Below are 21,135 nucleotides of genomic sequence, written 5' to 3'. Positions count from 1 at the left end.
GCGTGCCATCACAAAGATAATAGCCTTTCCATGACCGGTATATCGTGTCATCCGTTTTCGTCGGAAGTCCCGATTCTGTTGTCGAAGTCCTTGTATTGGACGTTCCGGCTGAGTATGTGCCATGCGCAGACAAGCATCTTGCGCGCAATGGCGACCTGTACTTTCATCCTGTTCTTTCTGCGGACTTGTGTCTGATGATAGGAGAAGCGGTTGAAGAAACAGCCTTGGGTGCGGCTCGCGCCCAAGGCGCATTGGATGAGGGTGCGGCGCAGGTAGCGGTTGCCATGGGTGATGCAGCGTGACTTTATGGTCTTGTTCGACTGGTCGTTGCGTGGTCTCAGGCCACTCCATGAAGTAAGATGGTTTGCCGTCTGGAAATGGCCCATGTCCGTTCCGATTTCTGCAATCAGTGAGGTGGCGGCCCTCATCTTTATTCCCGGTATGGTCTGTAGGTTCTGCAATGCGGCGGAGTATTCCCTTTCACAGACGGCCTGCATCTTGTCCATGCATTCCTGCTTATGTTGCCCGGCCATGTCTATCTCGGCCTTGAGCTGGCGCAGGATGTCCATGTCGCATTCCGTGACGCATCCCGTGAGCGAGGAGATGATGGTGTCCTTCCCGTGGCGATTGATGATACGGCCGTGAATCTCCTCCACAAGCACCTTGGGGTCGGTCACGCCCTCGCAGATCCTGTCTATGACGGACTTGTAGCTCTTGCTGTCCGTGTTGGACACGTAGTTGCCCAGCCGGATGTTGCACCGCTGGACGACGGCGTCGAGCTTGGCGAGCTTTCGGACAATCTCATCGTCAAGGTCGTAGATGCGCCTGTCATACTGGCGCAGCTGCTGGATGCGCTCGGGCGGGACGAAGCTGCCACGGACAAGTTCCTTCATCATGCACTCCGCTATCCACCGGGCATCCTTGACATCGCTCTTGTGGCCGGGAAGCTGCCTGATGAAGTAGGGGTTGATGAGCTTCAGCTTGAAGTGCGGCTCAAGCACACGCCATACAGGAATCCAATAGACACTCGTGCTTTCCATGCCGGCCTCCTCTACGTGATGTGTGAGCATCAGATCACGCATTTCCTGTAACTGGCAGGTCAGAACACCGAAAACTTTCTCAATAATTTCGCCTGTGCTGCTCAAAATACAAAGATAAATGCTATCTTTGTGCACGTCAAGGCCGCATACGATTCTCATAAGCCTACATTTTGAGGATTATTAATACCTCTCAAAGATAATACAAATTGTGCCACGAGCATGTGTTTAGGACAAGGAAATCTATGCTGGCCTTGACACTTCTACCGGTACAAGGGAAGCCGTCAGGGAATTTATTTTTGGTTTTTTATTACCACTGGCTTATAAATCACGATTTTTATGTAAATTTGCAAAGAACTGCATTGCAAAGCACAAAGCATGGAATTGTTTGCACAATGGTGGAACCGTATAAGGGGACGGCATGGCATGGAAGAAGCCAGATGCGTGGCTCTCGTGTTGGGCGGCGGCGGTGCACGCGGCCTGGCCCACTTGGGCGCCATCGAGGCTCTGCAAGCTCAAGGCTTCCGTATTACCTCGGTGGCCGGCACGTCAATGGGGGCCCTCGTCGGTGGTCTTTTTGCCGCCGGCAAAATCAACGAGGCAAAAAACATAGCCGAACGGCTCACGCGCAGACGTGTCCTCCGCATGATGGATATTTCACCCGGCCTGGATCACATTGCCACCGGCGGGCGGTTCATGCAGCTGCTCGACAGTCTCATCGGCGATGTCCGGATAGAAGACCTGCCCATTCCTTTCTGCTGCTCTGCTTCGGATGTCGTAAGCGGACAGGAAGTGGTGTTTCGCAGCGGTCCGCTTTCCACGGCCATCCGCGCCTCTATCTCCATTCCCGGCTTCTTCAAACCCGTTACACTCGACAACCGTATCCTGGTAGACGGCAGTCTGCACAACACGCTCCCTCTTGATCGGGTGCAGCGTCATCCTGGCGATTTGCTGATAGCCGTTAATGTAAGTGCACCGGACGACAAACCTTTCCCTACCCGTCTCAAACAAGACAACCTCACAGCAGACAGGCCATTCGGCACCTATCTCAAACAAAACAATCCCAAAGCTGATGCCTCCTTCGGTGCCCATTTCAAACAAAATAATCACCAAACTGACACCTCTTTCAGTTCCCACAAACAACACGATGCCAGAGCGAGCAGCATGTTCTCCTCTCTTTGGCATCGCCTCCCCCTGCTCCGCGTATTCCTTAAAACCGAATTATCCGCCAACTACATGAACATGGCTTTGCGCGTGGCCCAGATAAGCATTCAAAACAACACGCAGATGGCCATGCGTCTCACCCCTCCAGACCTCTGCCTGAATCTTCCAATGTCCACTTTCGGCCTTTTCGACTTCGATAAAGCACCCGAAATTATCAACCAAGGCCACCAGCAAATGCTTCACCTCCTCACTTCCTCCCCCCTCACATAACTCTCAATAACAGCTTATCATAGCTTATCATTGCTTATAAATTGCCTATTGCCCCTTAAAAAGTCCCTACAAATTCCTATCACCTCCTATGATGGCGCGCACCATTGCCTATCACGCCTATCATAGCCTATCAATTGCTATCACCTCCTATCATAGCCTATAATTGCCTATCACCTCCTATCATTACCTATCACCTCCTATCATTGCCTATCCCTGCCTATCCTCTTCTCTCCCCTTTCTCTTTCCCCAACCTCCCCCACCCCAAAAAAGTCCCCCGCCCACACTTCCTGTGGACGGGGAACCAAAAAGCAGGCAGCTCCCTACTCTCCCGCATTGCATTGCAGTACCATCGGCGCAGACGGGCTTAACTTCTCTGTTCGGAATGGGAAGAGGTGGGACACCGCCGCAACAGCCACCAAAAATAACGAATGACCATCGGCACAAGGCAAGACTGAAAAAGAAAAACAAAGACATGCGCCCGGACACCGCATCAAAGCGGGACAGGGAACGCCACGGCTGAAAAAATGGGGCCCGAAGAAAGCGCTCGGGCAATTAGTAGCGCTCGGCTTTGACGTCGCCGTCTTTACACCTGCGCCCTATCTACGTCGTCGTCTGCAACGACCCTCTACGGAGTTCTCATCTTGCGGAGGGCTTCGCACTTAGATGCTTTCAGCGCTTATCCCGACCAGACGCGGATACCCGGCGGTGCACCTGGCGGCACAACCGGCAAACCGGAGGTCTGTCCGTCACGGTCCTCTCGTACTAGTGACGGCACCACGCAAAACTCCTGCGCCCACGATAGATAGAGACCGAACTGTCTCACGACGTTCTGAACCCAGCTCGCGTGCCACTTTAATGGGCGAACAGCCCAACCCTTGGGACCTTCTCCAGCCCCAGGATGTGACGAGCCGACATCGAGGTGCCAAACCACCCCGTCGATATGAGCTCTTGGGGGGGATCAGCCTGTTATCCCCGGAGTACCTTTTATCCTTTGAGCGACGGAGTTTCCATACACGTCCGCCGGATCACTATGCCCCAGTTTCCTGCCTGCTCGGCATGTCTGCCTCCCAGTCAAGCGCCCTTATGCCATTGCACTCCATAAGGCCGGTTACCAATCGGCCGGAGGGCACCTTTGGAAGCCTCCGTTACGCTTTTGGAGGCGACCACCCCAGTCAAACTACCCGCCAAGCGGTGTCCGCGCATACGCGCGTTAGACCTCAGACAGCCGAAGGGCCGTATTTCAAGGAGGGCTCCACATGCACTGGCGTGCACGCCTCAAAGCCTCCGGCCTATCCTACACATCGGATGACCAAGGTCAGCGCTAAGCTGTAGTAAAGGTTCACGGGGTCTTTTCGTCCCATCGCGGGTAATCGGCATCTTCACCGATACTACAATTTCACTGAGCTCATGGTTGAGACAGCGTCCGGATCATTACACCATTCGTGCAGGTCGGAACTTACCCGACAAGGAATTTCGCTACCTTAGGACCGTTATAGTTACGGCCGCCGTTTACCGGGGCTTCAATTCAACGCGGCACCTTGCGGATGACGTCTCCTCTTAACCTTCCGGCACCGGGCAGGTGTCAGGCTGTATACGTCCACTTGCGTGTTGGCACAGCCCTGTGTTTTTGTTAAACAGTTGCCTGGACCTATTCTCTGCGCCTCCCAAAAAAGGGAGGACCCTTTATCCCGAAGTTACAGGGTCAGTTTGCCTAGTTCCTTAACCATGAATCTCTCAACGCCTGAGTATGTTCTACCCGTCTACCTGTGTCGGTTTGCGGTACGGGTACCACAAGGGTTGAGCTTAGCGGATTTTCTCGGGAGTATGATTACCAGCGCTGTTACCCCTCCCCGAAAGGAGGGGCATACTGTCAGGGTCGGCTCGGAGGGTGGATTTGCCTGCCCTCCTCGGCGCCTACGCCCTTCAACGGGGATTTCCGTCACCCCGCGGCTGTGTCACTGCTCCGTCCCCGCGTCGCCCCATGTGGTAGTAACGGAATGTTGACCGTTTCTGCCATCGCCATCGCCTGTCGGCTGAGGCTTAGGACCCGACTTACCCCGGGATGACTGGCATTGCCCGGGAAACCTTGGACTTGCGGCGGGGGGGGATCTCACCCCCCTTGTCGTTACTTATACCTACATTTGCTTTGCCGTACGCTCCAGGATCAGTCATCTTCACCATTCTGCGCATACGGCATGCTCCCCTACCGATACTTTATTCAATGCTATCCTGCGTCTTCGGCGTCCGCCTTATACCCGATTATTATCCACGCCCGGACCCTCGACCAGTGAGCTGTTACGCACTCTTTGAATGAATGGCTGCTTCCAAGCCAACATCCTGGCTGTCACAGGGACAGGACTTCGTTAGACTAACTCAGGCGGAACTTCGGGGCCTTAGACGGCAGTCTGGATTCTTCTCCTCTCGGGGACGGACCTTAGCACCCGCCCCCTTACTGCACGGCTGCGGCGCATGAGCATTCGGAGTTCGTCAGGTCTCGATAGGCGGTGAAGCCCTCTCGACCTATCGGTCGCTCTACCTCTCATGCGGAACACCGCACGCGGCACCTAAATGCCTTTCGGGGAGTACGAGCTATCTCCAAGTTTGATTGGCCTTTCACTCCTACACACACCTCATCCAGAAGCTTTTCAACGCTTATTGGTGCGGACCTCCATCCGGTGTTACCCGGACTTCATCCTGGACATGTGTAGATCACTTGGTTTCGCGTCTGCCACCACCGACTGAAACGCCCTATTCAGGCTCGCTTTCACTGCGGCTCACGCGTCTCATGACGCTTAACCTCGCCGGTGACGGCAACTCGTAGGTTCATTATGCAAAAGGCACGCCGTCACTGCTATAAGCAGCTCCGACCGCTTGTAGGCGCATGGTTTCAGGAACTATTTCACTCTTCTCATGGAAGTGCTTTTCACCTTTCCCTCACGGTACTCGTTCGCTATCGGTCTCATCCGAGTATTTAGCCTTGCCGGATGGTCCCGGCGGATTCACGCAGGATTACTCGTGGCCCGCGCTACTCAGGATACCACTATGCCGACAAATGCTTCGGGTACGGGGCTATCACCCCCTGCGGCACCGCTTTCCAGCGGATTCCCCTCGCAACTGCCGTGCAACGACGTGGTCCTACAACCCCCAAGCCGCGTTGCCACGGCGTGGGTTTGGGCTCTTCCCCGGTCGCTCGCCACTACTGGGGGAATCATTATCTTATTTTCTTTTCCTGGAGGTACTAAGATGTTTCAGTTCCCTCCGTTAGCCCCCGGAAAAAACACCGGGTGACAGTCCTTCAGACTGACGGGTTGTCCCATTCGGATATCCGCGGGTCAGGGGTCATTTGCACCTCACCGCAGCTTTTCGCAGCTTATCACGTCCTTCCTCGCCTGGATGAGCCAAGGCATCCGCCATGCGCCCTTTCCTACTTTCTTCGACTTTCCCCCATGACAGCTTATCTGCCAGGGGGACGCCCATACTTTCAGCTGTATCGTCCCGCACGTGGACACGCACCTCTAAAAAGGCGCGCCACGAGCGGCAAGTCTTCACTTTTTCTTCTTATACAGTCTTGCTTGTGTCAATATGTCAAAGATCGGAGACCGGGTACACATTCAGGACGCACGAACCCATGTTCGTGCTCCGTGAACGGAACGGTCGTGGTGGAGAATAACGGATTCGAACCGTTGACCCCCTGCTTGCAAAGCAGGTGCTCCAGCCAGCTGAGCTAATCCCCCTTGTCCAATTCATAATTCAAAATGCAAAATTCAAAATTACAGACCTGCACCGACGGATGTCAATGTCAAGCCGGCGGCATTCCGAACCGGGAACCACAGGGAGCGTACAATACAAAAAACATCGTCATCTTCCCAACCGCACGCCCTCGCCGGACGGCAATCTTGAATTTTGAATCCTGAATCCTGAATTGCAAAAGTAGTCCCAGGCAGACTTGAACTGCCGACCTCCACATTATCAGTGTGGCGCTCTGACCAACTGAGCTATAGGACTCTCTAGCGCCCCACCGGCCCTTGTCAAAAAACGGGGACCGGAGGCAGCCCGGCTTCCTTCTTCCCTTGCTTGTCAAAAACAGGGCAGCAGCAGCAAGAAGATTGGGAACGGCTGGACGAACCGTCACTGCCATACGGCCACACGGGCCGGACGGCATCATCCTTTCAGAAACACAAGGCATACACGCCCCAGAGGGGCACACATGCCTTAAGGCAATACCTTTCATCACAACGCACACCTCACAGGCGACAGCTCCAGAAAGGAGGTGTTCCAGCCGCACCTTCCGGTACGGCTACCTTGTTACGACTTAGCCCCAATCACCAGTTTTGCCCTAGGCCGATCCTTCCGGTCACGGACTTCAGGCACCCCCGGCTTTCATGGCTTGACGGGCGGTGTGTACAAGGCCCGGGAACGTATTCACCGCGCCATGGCTGATGCGCGATTACTAGCGAATCCAGCTTCGTGGGGTCGGGTTGCAGACCCCAGTCCGAACTGAGGGGGGATTTCAGGATTGGACCGCGTTTGCACGCGGCCGGCTTGCTGTGCCCCCCATTGTAACACGTGTGTAGCCCCGGACGTAAGGGCCGTGCTGATTTGACGTCATCCCCACCTTCCTCACACCTTGCGGCGGCAGTGTCCACAGAGTGCCCGGCATGACCCGATGGCAACTGCGGAGAGGGGTTGCGCTCGTTATGGCACTTGAGCCGACACCTCACGGCACGAGCTGACGACAACCATGCAGCACCTTCGCAGAAGCCCCGAAGGGCCTCACCATCTCTGGATCGTTCCTCTGCAATTCAAGCCCGGGTAAGGTTCCTCGCGTATCATCGAATTAAACCACATGTTCCTCCGCTTGTGCGGGCCCCCGTCAATTCCTTTGAGTTTCACCGTTGCCGGCGTACTCCCCAGGTGGGATGCTTAATGCTTTCGCTTGGCCACACGCCCAATAAAAGGGCGGACGGCGGGCATCCATCGTTTACCGTGCGGACTACCAGGGTATCTAATCCTGTTCGATACCCGCACCTTCGAGCTTCAGCGTCAGTTATGCTCCCGTCAGCTGCCTTCGCAATCGGGGTTCCTCGTCATATCTAAGCATTTCACCGCTACACGACGAATTCCGCCAACGTTGCGCACACTCAAGCACGACAGTTCGCGCTGCAATCCAGGTGTTGAGCACCTGCATTTCACAACACGCTTGACATGCGGCCTACGCTCCCTTTAAACCCAATAAATCCGGATAACGCCCGGACCTTCCGTATTACCGCGGCTGCTGGCACGGAATTAGCCGGTCCTTATTCATACGGTACCTGCAAAACACCACACGTGGCGCACTTTATCCCCGTATAAAAGCAGTTTACAACCCATAGGGCCGTCATCCTGCACGCTACTTGGCTGGTTCAGGCTTACGCCCATTGACCAATATTCCTCACTGCTGCCTCCCGTAGGAGTCTGGACCGTGTCTCAGTTCCAGTGTGGGGGACCTTCCTCTCAGAACCCCTACCGATCGTTGCCTTGGTGGGCCGTTGCCCCGCCAACAAGCTAATCGGACGCATCCCCATCAACAAGCGGATAAACCTTTCTTCCAACACGGAGGACCTCGTTGGAATACATAGGGTATCAGACCGCATTTCTACGGATTGTCCCCTGCTTGAAGGTAGGTTGGATACGCGTTACTCACCCGTGCGCCGGTCGCCATCGGCAGATGCAAGCATCCGCCATGCTGCCCCTCGACTTGCATGTGTTAAGCCTGTAGCCAGCGTTCATCCTGAGCCAGGATCAAACTCTCCATGGTAAAATATAACATTGTACGTGCCTACAATCACCACAAGGCCAATGCCCCACGGCAAATGGAAGCACGACGTCTTGCCTGTCACAGAACGCCTGAAAATGTATCGAAGTTCAAGTAAAACCTGTGAATCTCATCCAAAATGAATCGGACGGTTCTCATTCATACCCAATTCCCCGAAACCCAATAAAAACAGGAACGGGGACTTGCTTCTTGTACTACTACTCTGTCTATGTAAATACTTTCAAAGAACTCTTTCCTAAACGCAAACCGCCACACAGGCGGAAAGCGAGTGCAAAGGTAGACATTGCAACCAAAACAACCAAACAATCCCACAAAAAAATACAGATGAAAAACGAATTTTTCGCTTTAACGGACAAAACAAGGACACAAAAACAGAACTCACATTATTATATATATGCGCGAAAAAGCGGCGACAAGCATTGTTGAAACGACTGAAACATGCTTGAGGAGGCTGGAAAGGGAATGACAGACACCGCAAAAATCGGGCGAAAAGGCTTGAAAACCGGAAAATAATGGCTATATTTGCGCCATACGGACAAGACCATCAACGAAAAACAACCCAAACTCGACCCCAACATCCACCGCCAACACCCAACCCGCCATGTACCATCCCATCACCCGCACCCTAGCCCTCGCGCTGTGCCTGACAGCCGCCGCACCCGCACTGCACGCCCAAGACGTGCAAGTGGATCCGCGATACACCACCACCGTGGCCGACGACCACGCCGCCGAGTACATCTCCAAGCGCCCTCCCGTGGAGCAACGCCTGTTCCGCTCCGAGGTGATCGACCAGAAAATCAAGGAAGTGAAGCGCATTCTAAAGGACAATCCCAGGCTGGCCTGGATGTTCGGGAACTGCTTTCCCAACACGCTGGAGACCACTGCACACTACCGACAGCCCGACGGCGACGACGACACCTTTGTCTATACCGGCGACATCCCGGCCATGTGGCTGCGCGACTCCGGTGCGCAGGTATGGCCTTACGTGCCGTTTGCCCGCAAGGACCCGAAGCTGCGCCGGCTCATCCGCGGCGTCATTCTGCGCCAGTTCAAGCTCATGGCCATCGATCCCTATGCCAACGCATTCAACGACGGCCCCACCGGCGCGGGCTGGCAGACCGACGAGACCGACATGAAAAAGGAAGTCTACGAGCGCAAATACGAAATCGACTCCCTCTGCTACCCCATCCGCCTGGCCTACGCTTACTGGCTGGCCACGGGCGACGACACCATCTTCGGCGATGCCTGGCAAAGGGCCATCGCCGCCGTGGTGAAGACTTTCCGCGAGCAACAGCGCAAGGACGGGCTGGGCAGCTATCGATTCTACCGCGTCACCGACCGCACCTACGACACCGTGGGCTGGGGCGGCTACGGCGCGCCGGCGAAGCCCGTGGGCCTCATCGCCTCGGTGTTCCGGCCGAGCGACGACGCCACCACCTTTCCTTTCCTCGTGCCCTCCAACTTCATGGCCGTCTCGGCCATGAACAAAGCCGCCGAGATCCTGCGCAAGACCAACGGCGACGCCCGGCTGGCCGACGACTGCGCACGGCTGGCCCGCGAGGTGAGCGCCGCCCTGAAGCAGCATGCCGTGTACCCCCATCCCAAGTATGGCGACATCTACGCTTTCGAGGTAGACGGCTACGGCAACCACCTGCTGGCCGACGATGCCAACGTGCCGAGCCTGCTCAGCCTGGCCTATCTGGGCGACGTGGATCCCGCAGACCCCATCTATCAGAACACGCGCCGCTTTGTCTGGAGCGACGACAACCCCTGGTTCTTCCGCGGACGGGCGGGCGAAGGCATCGGCGGGCCCCATGCCGGACGGCAGCTGGCCTGGCCCATGAGCATCATGATGAAGGTGTTCACCGCCCGCGACGACAAAGAGATTGCCCGATACATGACCATGCTCATGCACACCGACGGCGGCACGGGCTTCATGCACGAGTCGTTCAACGTGGACGACGCCACCAGCTACACCCGCCCCTGGTTTGCCTGGGCCAACACGCTTTTCGGCGAGCTGGTGCTCAAACTCATCGACGACGGCAAGGCCCCACTGCTCAACCGGCTGCGCTGACCGCCGCTCCCCGTCCCGCCCGCCCTGCCGCAAGCAGCCGCCACGGCGGCGCACCCGCCCCGCCTCCACGCCGCAAAGGCGATGCCGTTACGCCGTAACCGCATCGCCTTTTCCGTGCAATCGCCCTGCCATTGCGCCGTCAACGCAGAGCCTCCACGACCGCGCTCGCTCACGATGCCCCCTTTGGGGCAAAAGCATCGGGCAGCCCCCGTGCCGCGACGACACGCCGGGGGCTGCCCGATGATGCTGTGGTATGGGGGCCGGAAGGCCGGCGCGCGGGTCAGTAGGCCTCGCCCTCGCTGATTTCGCGGCGGTCTATCTTCTTCTTGTCGATGGCCCGCCACGCATACGCGGCATAGGCCAGGATGACCGGCACCAGCAGCGACACGTAGGCCATGGCGCGTAGCGTGGTCTCGCTGCTGGAGCTGTTGCGGATGGTGAGCGAGCTCTGCAGGTCGGCGTTGGAGGGATAGAACGCCGTGTTGTTCCAGCCCACGCAGAGGAAGAGCACCAGCACCACGAGGATTACACCGATGCCCGCGGGCCAAATGCCGCGCACATAGTCCTTGACCAGCACGGTGCGGGCCACGCCGAAGAGCAGCAGCACCACACCCGCGAGCAGCACCAGCGTGAGGGGCCACATGGCGATGAGGTTGTGCAGATACTTGTAAGGCTCCATGAAGATGAGCCCCGTGGCCGGGTCGTAGGCGTAGCCGGCCTTGAGAAGGGTGCGCAGCAGGAAGGCGAGGAAGAACACGAGGAAAGCCGCCACGTTCCAGACGAGCTGCGTGCGGGTGCGCCGACGTATCTCGTCGTCGGCCACATTGTTGTGCACGTAGAGGATGCCCAGCACGCGGGCCAGCAGGAACACGGCCACGCCGAACACCAGATTCCACACGTCGAGCAGGGCATCGAGGCCGCTGCTGGCGTTGGCCCAGCGGCTGATGACGGGTTGCACGGAGGTCATCATGTTGGCTTTTTCGATGATGAAATTGCTGCCATTGAAGAACGTGGCCACCGCGCCGCCCAGCAGAAGCGGGCCTACCACGCCGTTGAACACCAGGCAGGCCTGGAACGTCTTCGGGCCGAAGAGGTTGCCCAGCTTGTGCTGAAACTCATAGCTCACGGCCTGAACCACGAAAGAAAACAGGATGAGCATCCACACCCAGTAGGCTCCACCGAAGCTGGTGCTGTAGAAAAGAGGGAACGAGGCAAAGAACGAGGCGCCGAAAGTGACCAGCGTGGTAAACGTGAACTCCCACTTGCGGCCCGTGGAGTTGACCACGAGACGACGCTCTTCGGCCGTCTTACCCAGGTTGAAGATGAGCGAATTGGCTCCCTGCACAAAGAGTAGGAACACCAGAAAAGCGGCCATCAGCGACACGATGAACCACCAGTATGATTGCAGAAATTCGTAACTCATTTTTATTTGTTGCTTTAAAACTGTGAACTCTGACTTGTGAACGACGAACCGTATTCCAAGAACATTTTAAATGATGACTTGCGAACGCAGCACGGGATGCCGGAAAAATTTTGAATTTTGAATTATGAATTATGAATTGTATTCCGGTCCCCGCCTGATCTGCTTGCACAGAATGCTCACCTCTACGACGAGCATCGTGGTGAAAAGAGCCAGGAAAAGGAAGAACGTGAGGGCGACGCTGCCGGCCGGAATGTCGGACACGGCCACGCCTACGGGCAGCATGTCCTGGATGGTCCACGGCTGGCGGCCCATCTCGGCCACCACCCAACCCGCCTCGCTGGCCACATAAGCCAGCGGGATGAGGGCCACGCCAGCCAGCTGCAACCAGCGCATGCGGGTGATGTCCTTGCGGTAAACCACGAAGAGCACCACCGCAAAGAACGCGATGAACAGCACACCCAGCCCCACCATCACGCGGAAAGCGTAGAACATCAAGGGAATATTGGGCACCAACTCGTGCACGTCCTTGATGTATCCGTAGCCGAAATACTTGATGTTGTCGCGCAGCACGGGCAGCTGCGCCTTGGCCTCGGCCGGCATGGGCTCGCCCTTCTTGGCGCGGGCCATGGCCGCACGGTAGGTCTGCAGGGCCACGATGGCTTTCTTGCCGCTGGCCATCTTCTCGGCATACGAGGGCTCGCGGGTGCCGTCCTCGCGGGTGTAGCCCTTGATGAGGTCGTTCACGCCCGGCACATAACCGTCTGTCGAGTGCGTGGCCAGCAGTGAGAGCACCCCCGGAACAGCCAGCCGCATGGGCGGTTCGGCCTGGCGTTCGTAGTCGGGCTGGCCGATGGGGCTCACCATCGAGACCAGCGTAAGGCCCTGGTTGGTGCCGCCGTTGTAGAGCGCTTCCATCGTGGCCAGCTTCATGGGCTGCACCTTTGCCACCATGTAGGCCGAGTTGTCGCCCGTGGCGGCGGCCAGCAACGAGGCCACCAGACCCACTCCCGCGCCAATCTTGATGCTGGCCCGGGCCAGCTGCAGCTCGCGCTTCTTCAGCAGATACCAGCAGCTCACGCCCACGGCAAACACGGCGCCGATGATCCACGACGAAGTGATGGTGTGGAAAAACTTGTCTACGGCAAAGGGCGAGAACGCCACATCCATGAACGAGGTCATCTCAAAACGCATGGTGTCGGGGTTGAACTGCTGGCCCACGGGGTACTGCATCCACGAGTTGGCCACCAGAATCCACCAGGCCGAAATGGTTGCGCCGAGGCCGGTGAGCCAGGTGGCGGCCAGGTGGAAGCCGCGCGACACCTTGTCCCAACCGAAGAACATCACGGCCACGAACGTGCTCTCCATGAAGAAAGCCACGATGCCCTCGATGGCCAGCGGGGCTCCAAACACGTCGCCCACCATCCAGGAGTAGTTACTCCAGTTGGTGCCGAACTCGAATTCGAGGATGATTCCCGTGGCCACGCCCATGGCAAAGTTGATGCCGAAGAGCTTCTGCCAGAAACGGGCCACGTCCCGCCAGAAAGCTTTCTGCGTGCGATAGTAACAAGTCTCTGCGATGCCCATAATCACGGCAAGGCCCAGCGTGAGCGGGACAAACAGCCAGTGATAGATCGCCGTCAGCGCAAACTGGGCTCTGGACCAGTCTACTGTTGAGCTGGTAATGTCGAGTAACAAATTGAACATATTGGTTAAGAATTAAATTTACGGCTGCGGAGCAGGAAGGATGCGCGAGGAGACAAACTCCGGCTCGTGTCCTTTCTGCGCATGGTTGCTAATGAAATTGGGGAAGAAAAACAGCTTGAGCACGGCGAAGATGACGAACAGCTTAATCAGAATGACGGCCCACAGCGTACGCCCCAGCGTCATTTCCCTGAACCCGTCACGGTAGAGGCGATAGGTTCCGCGCATCAATCGGTATAGCTTGCTTGACTTGAAATTCATTAGTTTTTGGTTATAGCTGCAAACTTAACGATTTTTCCCGATTCCCGCAACGATTTCATTGGAAAATCTACATTGTTGGACAAAATATCTTTTGCAGGGCCATCGCAGTGCGTCAGACAGGAGAACGGAGTCGCTTGCCGGATTCGTGATGGGGGGATAGACAGAACAACACGGGGGGTTAGACAGAACAACGGGGGGGGTTAGACATAACAACAGAATAACATATTGGCTGGCGCACTGTGTTTAAAGACATAGTAACAGAATAACATGTGGCTGACGCGATGTGTTCTATATGTTGTTATGTCTAAAATATCACCGCGCCAGCCACATGTTATTCTGTTACTATGTCTTTAAACACACCGCGCAGCCACATCCAACACACGTTGTTCTGTCTGAAAACACGGCGCAAACGCATGGCGATTACGCCGTAACGGCATTGTCTTTACGCCGTAGACGGAATGCCGTTACGGCGTAAAGACAACGCCTTGTCGGGTGAATGGCAGACGGTCTACCTCACCACCTTCTTCCGTGTGGTGGCGCGACCGGCGGCGTCGGTGCCGCGGACGATGTAGACGCCCTTGGCCAAACCCCGGGCGCTATCGGCCACACGGATGCCGCCAAGCGTGTAGACGCCGGCCGGCAACAGGGTGCGCACGGCGGTGCGGATGCCCGTGGGCGTGACGTTGACCGTGGCCGGCTGCGAGGCCGACGACTCGCCCTTGCTCGTTACGGCGGCTACGGTATAGACGTTGGTGCCCGGCAGGGGGGCCTTGTCGACGAACGACGGCGTGGGGGCAGTGCCTATGAGCTCGCCGTTGCGATAGACGCGGTAGCCCTGCAGGGTGTGCGAGGCATCGGCGGCATAGAGCTCAATGTTGTCCACCATCCAGTTGTAGGCCAGCCCGATGGGGTCGGCCGGGTCGAGCGGCTTGTCGAAAGCGTGGAAGCGCACGCGCATCTGGCTGGAGGCGTAGGCCGAAAGGTCGACGGCCACTTCCATGTATTTGTTGCTCGTTTCCCTGCCGCCGAGGCTGCGAACCTCGAGCAGCACGTGCCAGGTGGCGCCGTTGTCGGAGCTCACCTCCACGTTGTACTCCTGTGGATTCTTGACCGGAAAGAGCCCCATGCCCGTGTTGCACGACTGGAACACCAGCGTCGTGGCATGGTCGAGGGTGGGCGAAGTGAGCGTCTCGTTCTGGCTCTCGGAGTCCCAGGCCGACCACATGGCCGCGCTGTAGTTGCCGTCGTAGGCCTTGTAGGTGCGGTTTTTCAGCTGCCAGTGCCAGCCGCGCGTGCCCACGTTCTGCATTTGCCATCCGTTGGGATTGTCGGTGTTCTCGAAGTCTTCGCTCAGTATTTTCTTGCCCACGGGCACCGCATTCCACGAGAGCGACACGCCGGAGGAGTCGATGACGGCGTGCAGACCGTTGGGCATGGACACCAGATTGGACACCTGGGCCACGGTGAACTGCTGCTGCAGGGCGGGGTTGTGCGTGGCGGCGACCGTGATCACGGCCTGTCGCACCTTGGAGTCGGTGTTGTCGGCAGCGGCCACAAACACCAGCTGCGTGGTGCCCGAGGGGCCCTGTATGGCCGACGGCATGAGCCAGTCGGGCACGTTGCGGATCTGCCATTCCACGTCCGAGGCGACGGTCAGGCTGCCTGCACTGCCCGCCGTGCCGGCGAGCATGAGGGCCGAGTCGGAGAGGACGATGCGCTGTTCGGTCTGTCCGAGCGTGAACGTGATGGTCTCGCCGCAGGCCGACACCTGGCTGATGGCGAAGTTGGCTACGGTGCCGTCGCTGTAGAATGGCTTGTCGGGCGCGGCGCCTCCAAAGGCCGTGCGGCCGCTCTCGGCACTGAGCACGGCCTTCGCGATGGTTCCGTCGGAGGTGAGGCTGCCGCCGGGACGGAACACGTAGGTCTCGTCGAGGATGGTCGTGCCGTTGTAGTTCACGTTGCCGCCCGAGGTCCGCGGGTTGATGCGGTAGACCAGCAGGCCGCTCTCCGGCAGGGAGATGTCGCCGGCCTCGCGCCGCCGGTACTCCACGACGAAGTATTCGTCGGAGCCCAGCGGATGGATTTTATAGGCTATGTTTTCCTTGTCGGGGCCGCCCACGGGGTTGAGTTTGTAGGTGCCGGGAACCGAAATTTCGGGGATGCTGTCCACCCAATGGCAGTACTTCATCTTGGTGTAGACCATCATTTGCTGGGGCAGAAGTCCCTGGTTGGACATGAGGTCCCACATGCCCACGGGCGTCTGCGAGTCGTTGGCATGGTAGAGATCATAGGTGCCGAGCGAGTGGGAGCTCTCGTGGCAGACGAGGCCCAGGTTGAGGTCGATGGGTTCCAGTCCGCCGGAGAACGCGCTGCGGTAGCCGTTGGCCTGGTCGAAGACCATGAGGCAACCCACGAATCGCTTGCCGTGCACGTAGACTTCCTTGCCCGGGGCCGTGATCACGTCGAGGCGCTTGGGCCAGAGCATGTGCGAGGCCGAGCGGTCGGAGTTGCCGCTGAAGACGTAGGTCAGGTTGTCGATGAAGCCGTCCTGGTCGGCGTCGAGCGTCTGGTCGGCAGGCAAATGCTTGTCCAAATAGTTGGCAATCTCGATGGCGAGGGCCTGCAAACGGGCCGCGCCGGCCACGTCGTCCTTGTATCCACTGTCGTTGATGCCGGCCTGATAGGGCTGGTAATAACCGCGCTCGTACTTGGTGCGGCAGGCCACAACCGCCCCCGAATTTGGGGCCGGGAAGAAGCCGGTGCGCCACGACAGCTGGCCGTAGGAGGCGCGCTTGAAGTAGTTGAACAGGGAGAGCGAGTCGGGACGGTCGTCGTTGAACAGCTTGTCGTAGGCCGGGAACGGGCGCGTGAACGCCTCCTCCTCGGTGTCGTCGGCAAACTGAATGAAGCAAACCAGATTGGAAAGGTCGCCCTTGTTGGTGGCGGCCGCCGTGGCGCGCAGCGGCAACAACAGGGCCGCGAGCAGCAGGAGGCTGGACAGGTAAATCTTCTTCATATTGTGAAAAATTGGTGGTTTCGAGGCTAATTGGCGGGCGAATACGGCCCGAAGACAAGCAAAGTTAAGCCAATTAATATAAAAATGGAACTTTTTAAGGCCGAAATCGTAATTTATTCAAATAATTTAATACTTTTGCGGAGACGTCATTCACATTATTATTATTACCGCTTATGAAGAAGACTTTACTCTCTTTGGCCTCCGTGGCCTTTTGCATGGCTCTGTCTGCACAGACCCATCCTTCCATCACCTTGAAGACAGCCGTGGACGGCAAGCCGCTCACCCTGGGGCTGGCAACAAGCAAGGACGTGGCCTCCATCAACATAGACTGGGGCGACGGCACACTCGTACCGACCGAAGCCATCAAGATGGACGACGGCTATCAGACCACAACCAACGTGACCGGAACGGCCGTAGGCACCGGCGAAGTGAAGATTTACAGCGACGACATCACCGTGCTGGACTGCTCTTACCGCAAGGACGAGGCGAAGATCAGCGAGCTGAACGTGTCGAACCTGCCCGCACTGCGCTATCTTTATGCGCCCACCCACGAGCTGACGGCTATCGACCTGTCGAAGAACACGGAGCTGTACTTGCTCGAACTCTCGAACAATCTGCTCGAGAATATCGACCTCACAGCCAACGTGAAACTGCACAACCTCACGCTGAGCAACAACCGGCTGACCGCCGTCGACCTGTCGAAGAACACGGAGCTGTACAAGATTTACCTCTCGGACAACGCCATCCCGACCGTCGATTTCTCGGCCAACAACAAGCTGAAAACCGTCTATATGCTCAACTGCGGGCTCTCGAGCGTGAAGTTCGGCGAGAACAACACCGCCGGTCTGCTCATCAGCATGAACAACAATGCACTGACGAGCTTCGACGGCAGTAGCCTGACGGGCCTGGAATCGCTCTCGCTGAACAACAACTTGCTGACGGAACTCAAGCTGAGCGACGCCTTTGTGGCCTCAACCGCCAAGCGCAAGACGCTGAACATCATGGGCAACAGCTTCACCCTGGCCACGCTGCCCGTGCCCGGAACGTTTGCCACGGCAACCCGTTTCAACTATGCGCCGCAGCGCGCCATGGAGGTGCAGAAGGACTTCAGGCAGGGCGACGTGCTCGACCTCTCGGCCCAGACGCAAATCAAGGGCCTGGCCGACGCACCCCAGGCAACGGTGTTTGCCGTGAGCAACGCCAAGGACGAGGAGCTCGTGGCGGGTGTGGACTACAGCGAGGAGGGCGGCAAAATCACCTTCCTGAAAGGCCAGACCGACTCGCTGCACGTGAGCATGACGACGACGGCATTCCCTAAATTCGTGGGCACCAAGGTGATGCGCACCACCAATTTCTATGTCACCGCCACGACCAACGGCGTGACTGCCGCCGAGAATGCCGGGCCGGCCGTGAGCGTCGAGCAGGGCGAACTGCGCGTGAGCGGGCTTGCCGAGGGCGAGACGGTGACGGTATACAGCCTCGCCGGCGAGACCGTCGCCACGCGTCTGGCCGTTGGCGGCAAGGCCACGGTGCAGCTGGGCCACGGCGTCTATGTGGTGAAGGCCGGCGGAAAGGCCGTCAAGGTGGTGATGTAAAGCTATTCTTCGGCCGCTTTTCAAGGCCCACTGACCCCATCAAAAAATCCCACGCCCGGCAGGGGCGTGGGATTTTTCAATTTGTACGGAGCGTTCAGCGCACAGCCAGCTTGCGCACTTCCTTGCCCCTACGCACGATGTAGAGGCCCTTGGGAAGCGTGGAAAGCAGCTGCGCGTCGGCCTGAAGGGCCAACGGCGTGCCGTTCACGGCATACACGTCGACGCGCGCCGTCGCGTCGACGAGCGTGCGGATGCCCGTGGTTTCCTGGCGCGGCGTGGTAATTCTGACGCCGTGCACGTAGGCCGTGTCGGCGCTGGTGTTCTGGATGAGCACGTAGATGGGCCCATCGGAAACGATGGTCTGCTCCTGCGCGTTGGTGAGTTGATGTACGTTTTTCCAAGTGAAGTTGCCCGCATAGCTCAGTCTTCCGAAGCCAATGAGGTTGTAGCGGTTGAACTTCTGCTCGTAGCTGTCGAGTGCCGTCCCGGCCTTTGTGGTGGAGGCCACATAGTAATACATCGTGCTGGCGCACGACACATTGAGGCTTAGCGTGGCCAGCGAGGGCAGCTTGAGCACGATGGCGCCGCCGTTGCGCTGGGTGTTCTTGCTGCTGCCGGGCAGCACAATGGCACCCGTCTTGGAGCCTTTCTTGCCAATGCCGATGGATTCGGCGTCGTTGCCGTCGCGTCCCACGCCCACCACCGTGGGCGAAGCGAAGGCCTCCTCATAGGGCTCGAAGTTGGCTCCGGCCATCTGAACGACCTTGCCTGCGGCGTTGGCGCAGTAGTTATCGTTGTCGATGGCACCCACAAAGCGGTCGATTTTGTCCTGCGAATCGAACCAGAGCCAGCCGTCGCCATCCACGCAATCGGCCGGGAAGAAGTTGTAGTCGGTCTGCGCCGGCACGGAGGCGGCGAGGCCAAGAGACAGTGCAAGGAGTGTAAAGATTCTCTTCTTCATCATCATTTTCTATTTTAAGTTGATAAAAGGGGCGGGCGGAGGGGTTACATCTCCGTCCAGCCCGGGTTCTGTTTGATGCCGTGATACTTGACTTCGCTCCAGGGAATGGGCAGGTAATACTGCTTGGCGTTGAACTTGCGGATGCGTCCCGGATAGCGGTTGAGCCGGCCGACGGTGTACTTGTAGCTGCCGTCAGCATTGAGGTCCACGCGCATGGCCATGAGCGGGTTGCTGCTGCCGTTGAGCTTCTGCTCGGCAATACCCCAGCGGAAGAAGTCCCAATACGTGGTCTCCTCAAAGGCAAGCTCCACGCGCCGCTCGTTCACCAGCTGATCCCAACCGAGGGAAACGAGGGGCTCCATGTGGACACGGGCCCGCACTTGGTTGACCAGAGACAGGGCGGCGGCGGTGTCGCCGAGGCGGAAGAGCACCTCCGCATAGTCGAGCAGAACCTCTGCATAGCGCCAGATGATGTAGTTCTGCTTGCTGGCGTAGGTCTTGTTGTCGTCGATGGTCTGGGCCGGATCGAGGAACTTGGCCATGTAATAGCCCGTGCGCGAACAGGCCGCGCTGGCCGAGGTGCCGTACTTTGTGATGTCGACGCCCGGCTGCTTGCCGGTGTAGTGCATGTCCATCACATGGTTGCGATAGGTGCAACCGTCGTAGAGCACGTTGGCATAGAAGCGGTAATCGCGGTTGGCATAGGGGTGCTTGGGGTCGTAGACGGCCCCCGCGCGCATGCCGTACTCGTCTACATGGTTCTGTGTCGGCGTGTAGGCTGCGGTGACACCGGTGAAGAATGGCGAGGCCGCATCGCGGTCGAGCGTGTGTCCAAACTTGACGGCATAGTCGCCATCGTCGGAGTGCTGAATCTCGAAGATCGACTCTTCGCTGTTCTTGGTGAGGAAGATTTTGCGGTATTCCTCGCTGATACCCTGCTCCGTGGTGGCCTGAATGGGGATGAGCCGGTAGGCGCCGAGGGCGATGAGCTCCTCGTAGGCGGCCTTGGCCCTGAGCAGAAGTTCGTGCGCATGGTCGCCGGTGAAGCCCAGCGAGGCGGCCGTGTCGGGCTTGTTCTGGAACACTTCGGCCGACGCCCACAGGCAGGCCTTGGCCTTGAGCATGAGGGCTGCGCCCTTGGTGGCGCGGCCTTGGCCGGCTGCGGCGTGGCTCGCGGGGAGCGTCTTGGCGGCCGCGTCGGCCTCGGCCACGATGAAGTCGAGCATCTGCCCGTAGGTGGCGCGGGGGAATTTCTCGGCATGTTGCAGCGGGTCGTAGGGATGGTCGATGATGGTAACGCCGCCGTGGAGCCGCCAGAGCAGGTAATAGTAGTAGCCGCGGAGGAAGTGGGCCTCGCCCACGACACGCGCCTTCTGGTCGCCGTCGGCGATGCTGCCCTCGTTGGCAAACAGCTTGTTGATGGCCTGAATCTGGGTGAAATAGGCGTTCCAGTTGTAGCGCGCCCAGTTGGTGAGCTCGAGGTCGCTGCCTTTGAGCAGGTCGCCGTAGCCGGCATTGAACCAGTCGCTCTTGCTCACGGTGAGCTGATCGCCGAACCAAGGCATGTAGTATTTGGACGCACTCTTCACCAGCGCGATGCTGGGCACGAAGGTTTTGAAGCCCGACCCGATGCCGTGGTACCAGGAATTGACGTACTCGTCGAGCAGCATGGAGTTGTGCCAAACCTCGGTTTCGGAGATTTTATTGATGGGAGCCGTCCTGAAGATGTCGTCGCAGGAGGCCAGCTGGGCCGTGCTCGCAACGAGAAGAGCGGCATATAGACAGTTCTTGAAACTCATGCGTGTCATACGTGAAAGT

At 58.0% G+C, this 21,135-nt stretch carries 10 protein-coding genes, 2 tRNA genes and 3 rRNA genes; 3 read left to right on the top strand and 12 right to left on the bottom strand.

The window, feature by feature from the left end:
• Positions 1 to 47: 47 nt before the first annotated feature.
• Positions 48 to 1,199, bottom strand: coding sequence for an IS110 family RNA-guided transposase (locus tag PREDE_RS10995; RefSeq protein WP_015310491.1), 1,152 nt, complete (start codon positions 1,197 to 1,199; stop codon positions 48 to 50).
• Positions 1,200 to 1,463: 264 nt separating this feature from the next.
• Here PREDE_RS10995 and PREDE_RS10990 point away from each other — a divergent pair, with 264 nt between their 5' ends.
• Entirely contained in the window at positions 1,464 to 2,471 is a 1,008-nt protein-coding gene (locus PREDE_RS10990) for a patatin-like phospholipase family protein (RefSeq protein WP_244879150.1), read from the top strand.
• 307 nt (positions 2,472 to 2,778) lie between these two features.
• Here PREDE_RS10990 and rrf read toward each other — a convergent pair.
• The 5 genes from rrf to PREDE_RS10965 form a co-directional block, all read right to left on the bottom strand.
• Positions 2,779 to 2,891, bottom strand: a 5S ribosomal RNA gene (gene rrf / locus PREDE_RS10985).
• Positions 2,892 to 3,002: 111 nt separating this feature from the next.
• Positions 3,003 to 5,906, bottom strand: a 23S ribosomal RNA gene (locus PREDE_RS10980).
• A gap of 222 nt (positions 5,907 to 6,128) precedes the next feature.
• A tRNA-Ala gene (locus PREDE_RS10975) sits at positions 6,129 to 6,205 on the bottom strand.
• A 197-nt stretch (positions 6,206 to 6,402) separates the two neighbouring features.
• Positions 6,403 to 6,476, bottom strand: a tRNA-Ile gene (locus PREDE_RS10970).
• A gap of 258 nt (positions 6,477 to 6,734) precedes the next feature.
• Positions 6,735 to 8,268 (bottom strand): 16S ribosomal RNA (locus tag PREDE_RS10965).
• Together the 16S, 23S and 5S rRNA genes with 2 tRNA genes alongside form the textbook arrangement of a ribosomal RNA operon.
• Before the next feature lie 619 nt (positions 8,269 to 8,887).
• Here PREDE_RS10965 and PREDE_RS10960 point away from each other — a divergent pair.
• Positions 8,888 to 10,360 carry a glycoside hydrolase family 125 protein gene (locus tag PREDE_RS10960; protein WP_005847423.1) on the top strand — a complete coding sequence of 491 codons (1,473 nt, stop codon included), beginning with the start codon at positions 8,888 to 8,890 and terminating at the stop codon, positions 10,358 to 10,360.
• Positions 10,361 to 10,640: 280 nt separating this feature from the next.
• Here the strand turns inward: PREDE_RS10960 and PREDE_RS10955 are convergent, their stop codons facing one another.
• The 4 genes from PREDE_RS10955 to PREDE_RS10940 all read right to left on the bottom strand — a co-directional run bounded on the left by PREDE_RS10955 (position 10,641) and on the right by PREDE_RS10940 (position 16,761).
• Entirely contained in the window at positions 10,641 to 11,783 is a 1,143-nt protein-coding gene (locus tag PREDE_RS10955; RefSeq protein WP_005847421.1) for a cytochrome d ubiquinol oxidase subunit II, read from the bottom strand.
• Positions 11,784 to 11,912: 129 nt separating this feature from the next.
• Complete coding sequence (locus PREDE_RS10950) at positions 11,913 to 13,487, bottom strand: cytochrome ubiquinol oxidase subunit I (RefSeq protein ID WP_005847419.1); 1,575 nt, start codon at positions 13,485 to 13,487, stop codon at positions 11,913 to 11,915.
• Positions 13,488 to 13,505: 18 nt separating this feature from the next.
• Positions 13,506 to 13,745 carry a DUF4492 domain-containing protein gene (locus tag PREDE_RS10945; protein ID WP_005847417.1) on the bottom strand — a complete coding sequence of 80 codons (240 nt, stop codon included), beginning with the start codon at positions 13,743 to 13,745 and terminating at the stop codon, positions 13,506 to 13,508.
• A gap of 508 nt (positions 13,746 to 14,253) precedes the next feature.
• The gene (locus tag PREDE_RS10940) at positions 14,254 to 16,761 is read right to left on the bottom strand and encodes a choice-of-anchor J domain-containing protein (protein WP_005847416.1); all 2,508 of its coding nucleotides are present in this window, start codon (positions 16,759 to 16,761) and stop codon (positions 14,254 to 14,256) included.
• A gap of 173 nt (positions 16,762 to 16,934) precedes the next feature.
• Between PREDE_RS10940 and PREDE_RS10935 the strand changes: the two genes are divergently transcribed.
• Positions 16,935 to 18,356: a hypothetical protein gene (locus tag PREDE_RS10935; protein WP_005847413.1), complete on the top strand. Its 1,422-nt coding sequence runs from the start codon at positions 16,935 to 16,937 to the stop codon at positions 18,354 to 18,356.
• Between the two features lie 94 nt (positions 18,357 to 18,450).
• Here the strand turns inward: PREDE_RS10935 and PREDE_RS10930 are convergent, their stop codons facing one another.
• The gene (locus tag PREDE_RS10930; protein WP_005847411.1) at positions 18,451 to 19,323 is read right to left on the bottom strand and encodes a hypothetical protein; all 873 of its coding nucleotides are present in this window, start codon (positions 19,321 to 19,323) and stop codon (positions 18,451 to 18,453) included.
• A gap of 38 nt (positions 19,324 to 19,361) precedes the next feature.
• Positions 19,362 to 21,116, bottom strand: a complete 1,755-nt coding sequence (locus PREDE_RS10925) for a RagB/SusD family nutrient uptake outer membrane protein (RefSeq protein WP_005847409.1) — start codon at positions 21,114 to 21,116, stop codon at positions 19,362 to 19,364.
• Positions 21,117 to 21,135: the final 19 nt, after the last annotated feature.

Source organism: Prevotella dentalis DSM 3688, from assembly GCF_000242335.1.
Lineage (GTDB): Bacteria > Bacteroidota > Bacteroidia > Bacteroidales > Bacteroidaceae > Prevotella > Prevotella seregens.
Note: the sequence above shows the minus strand (reverse complement) of the source record. Positions and strands in the feature narration are given on the sequence as shown.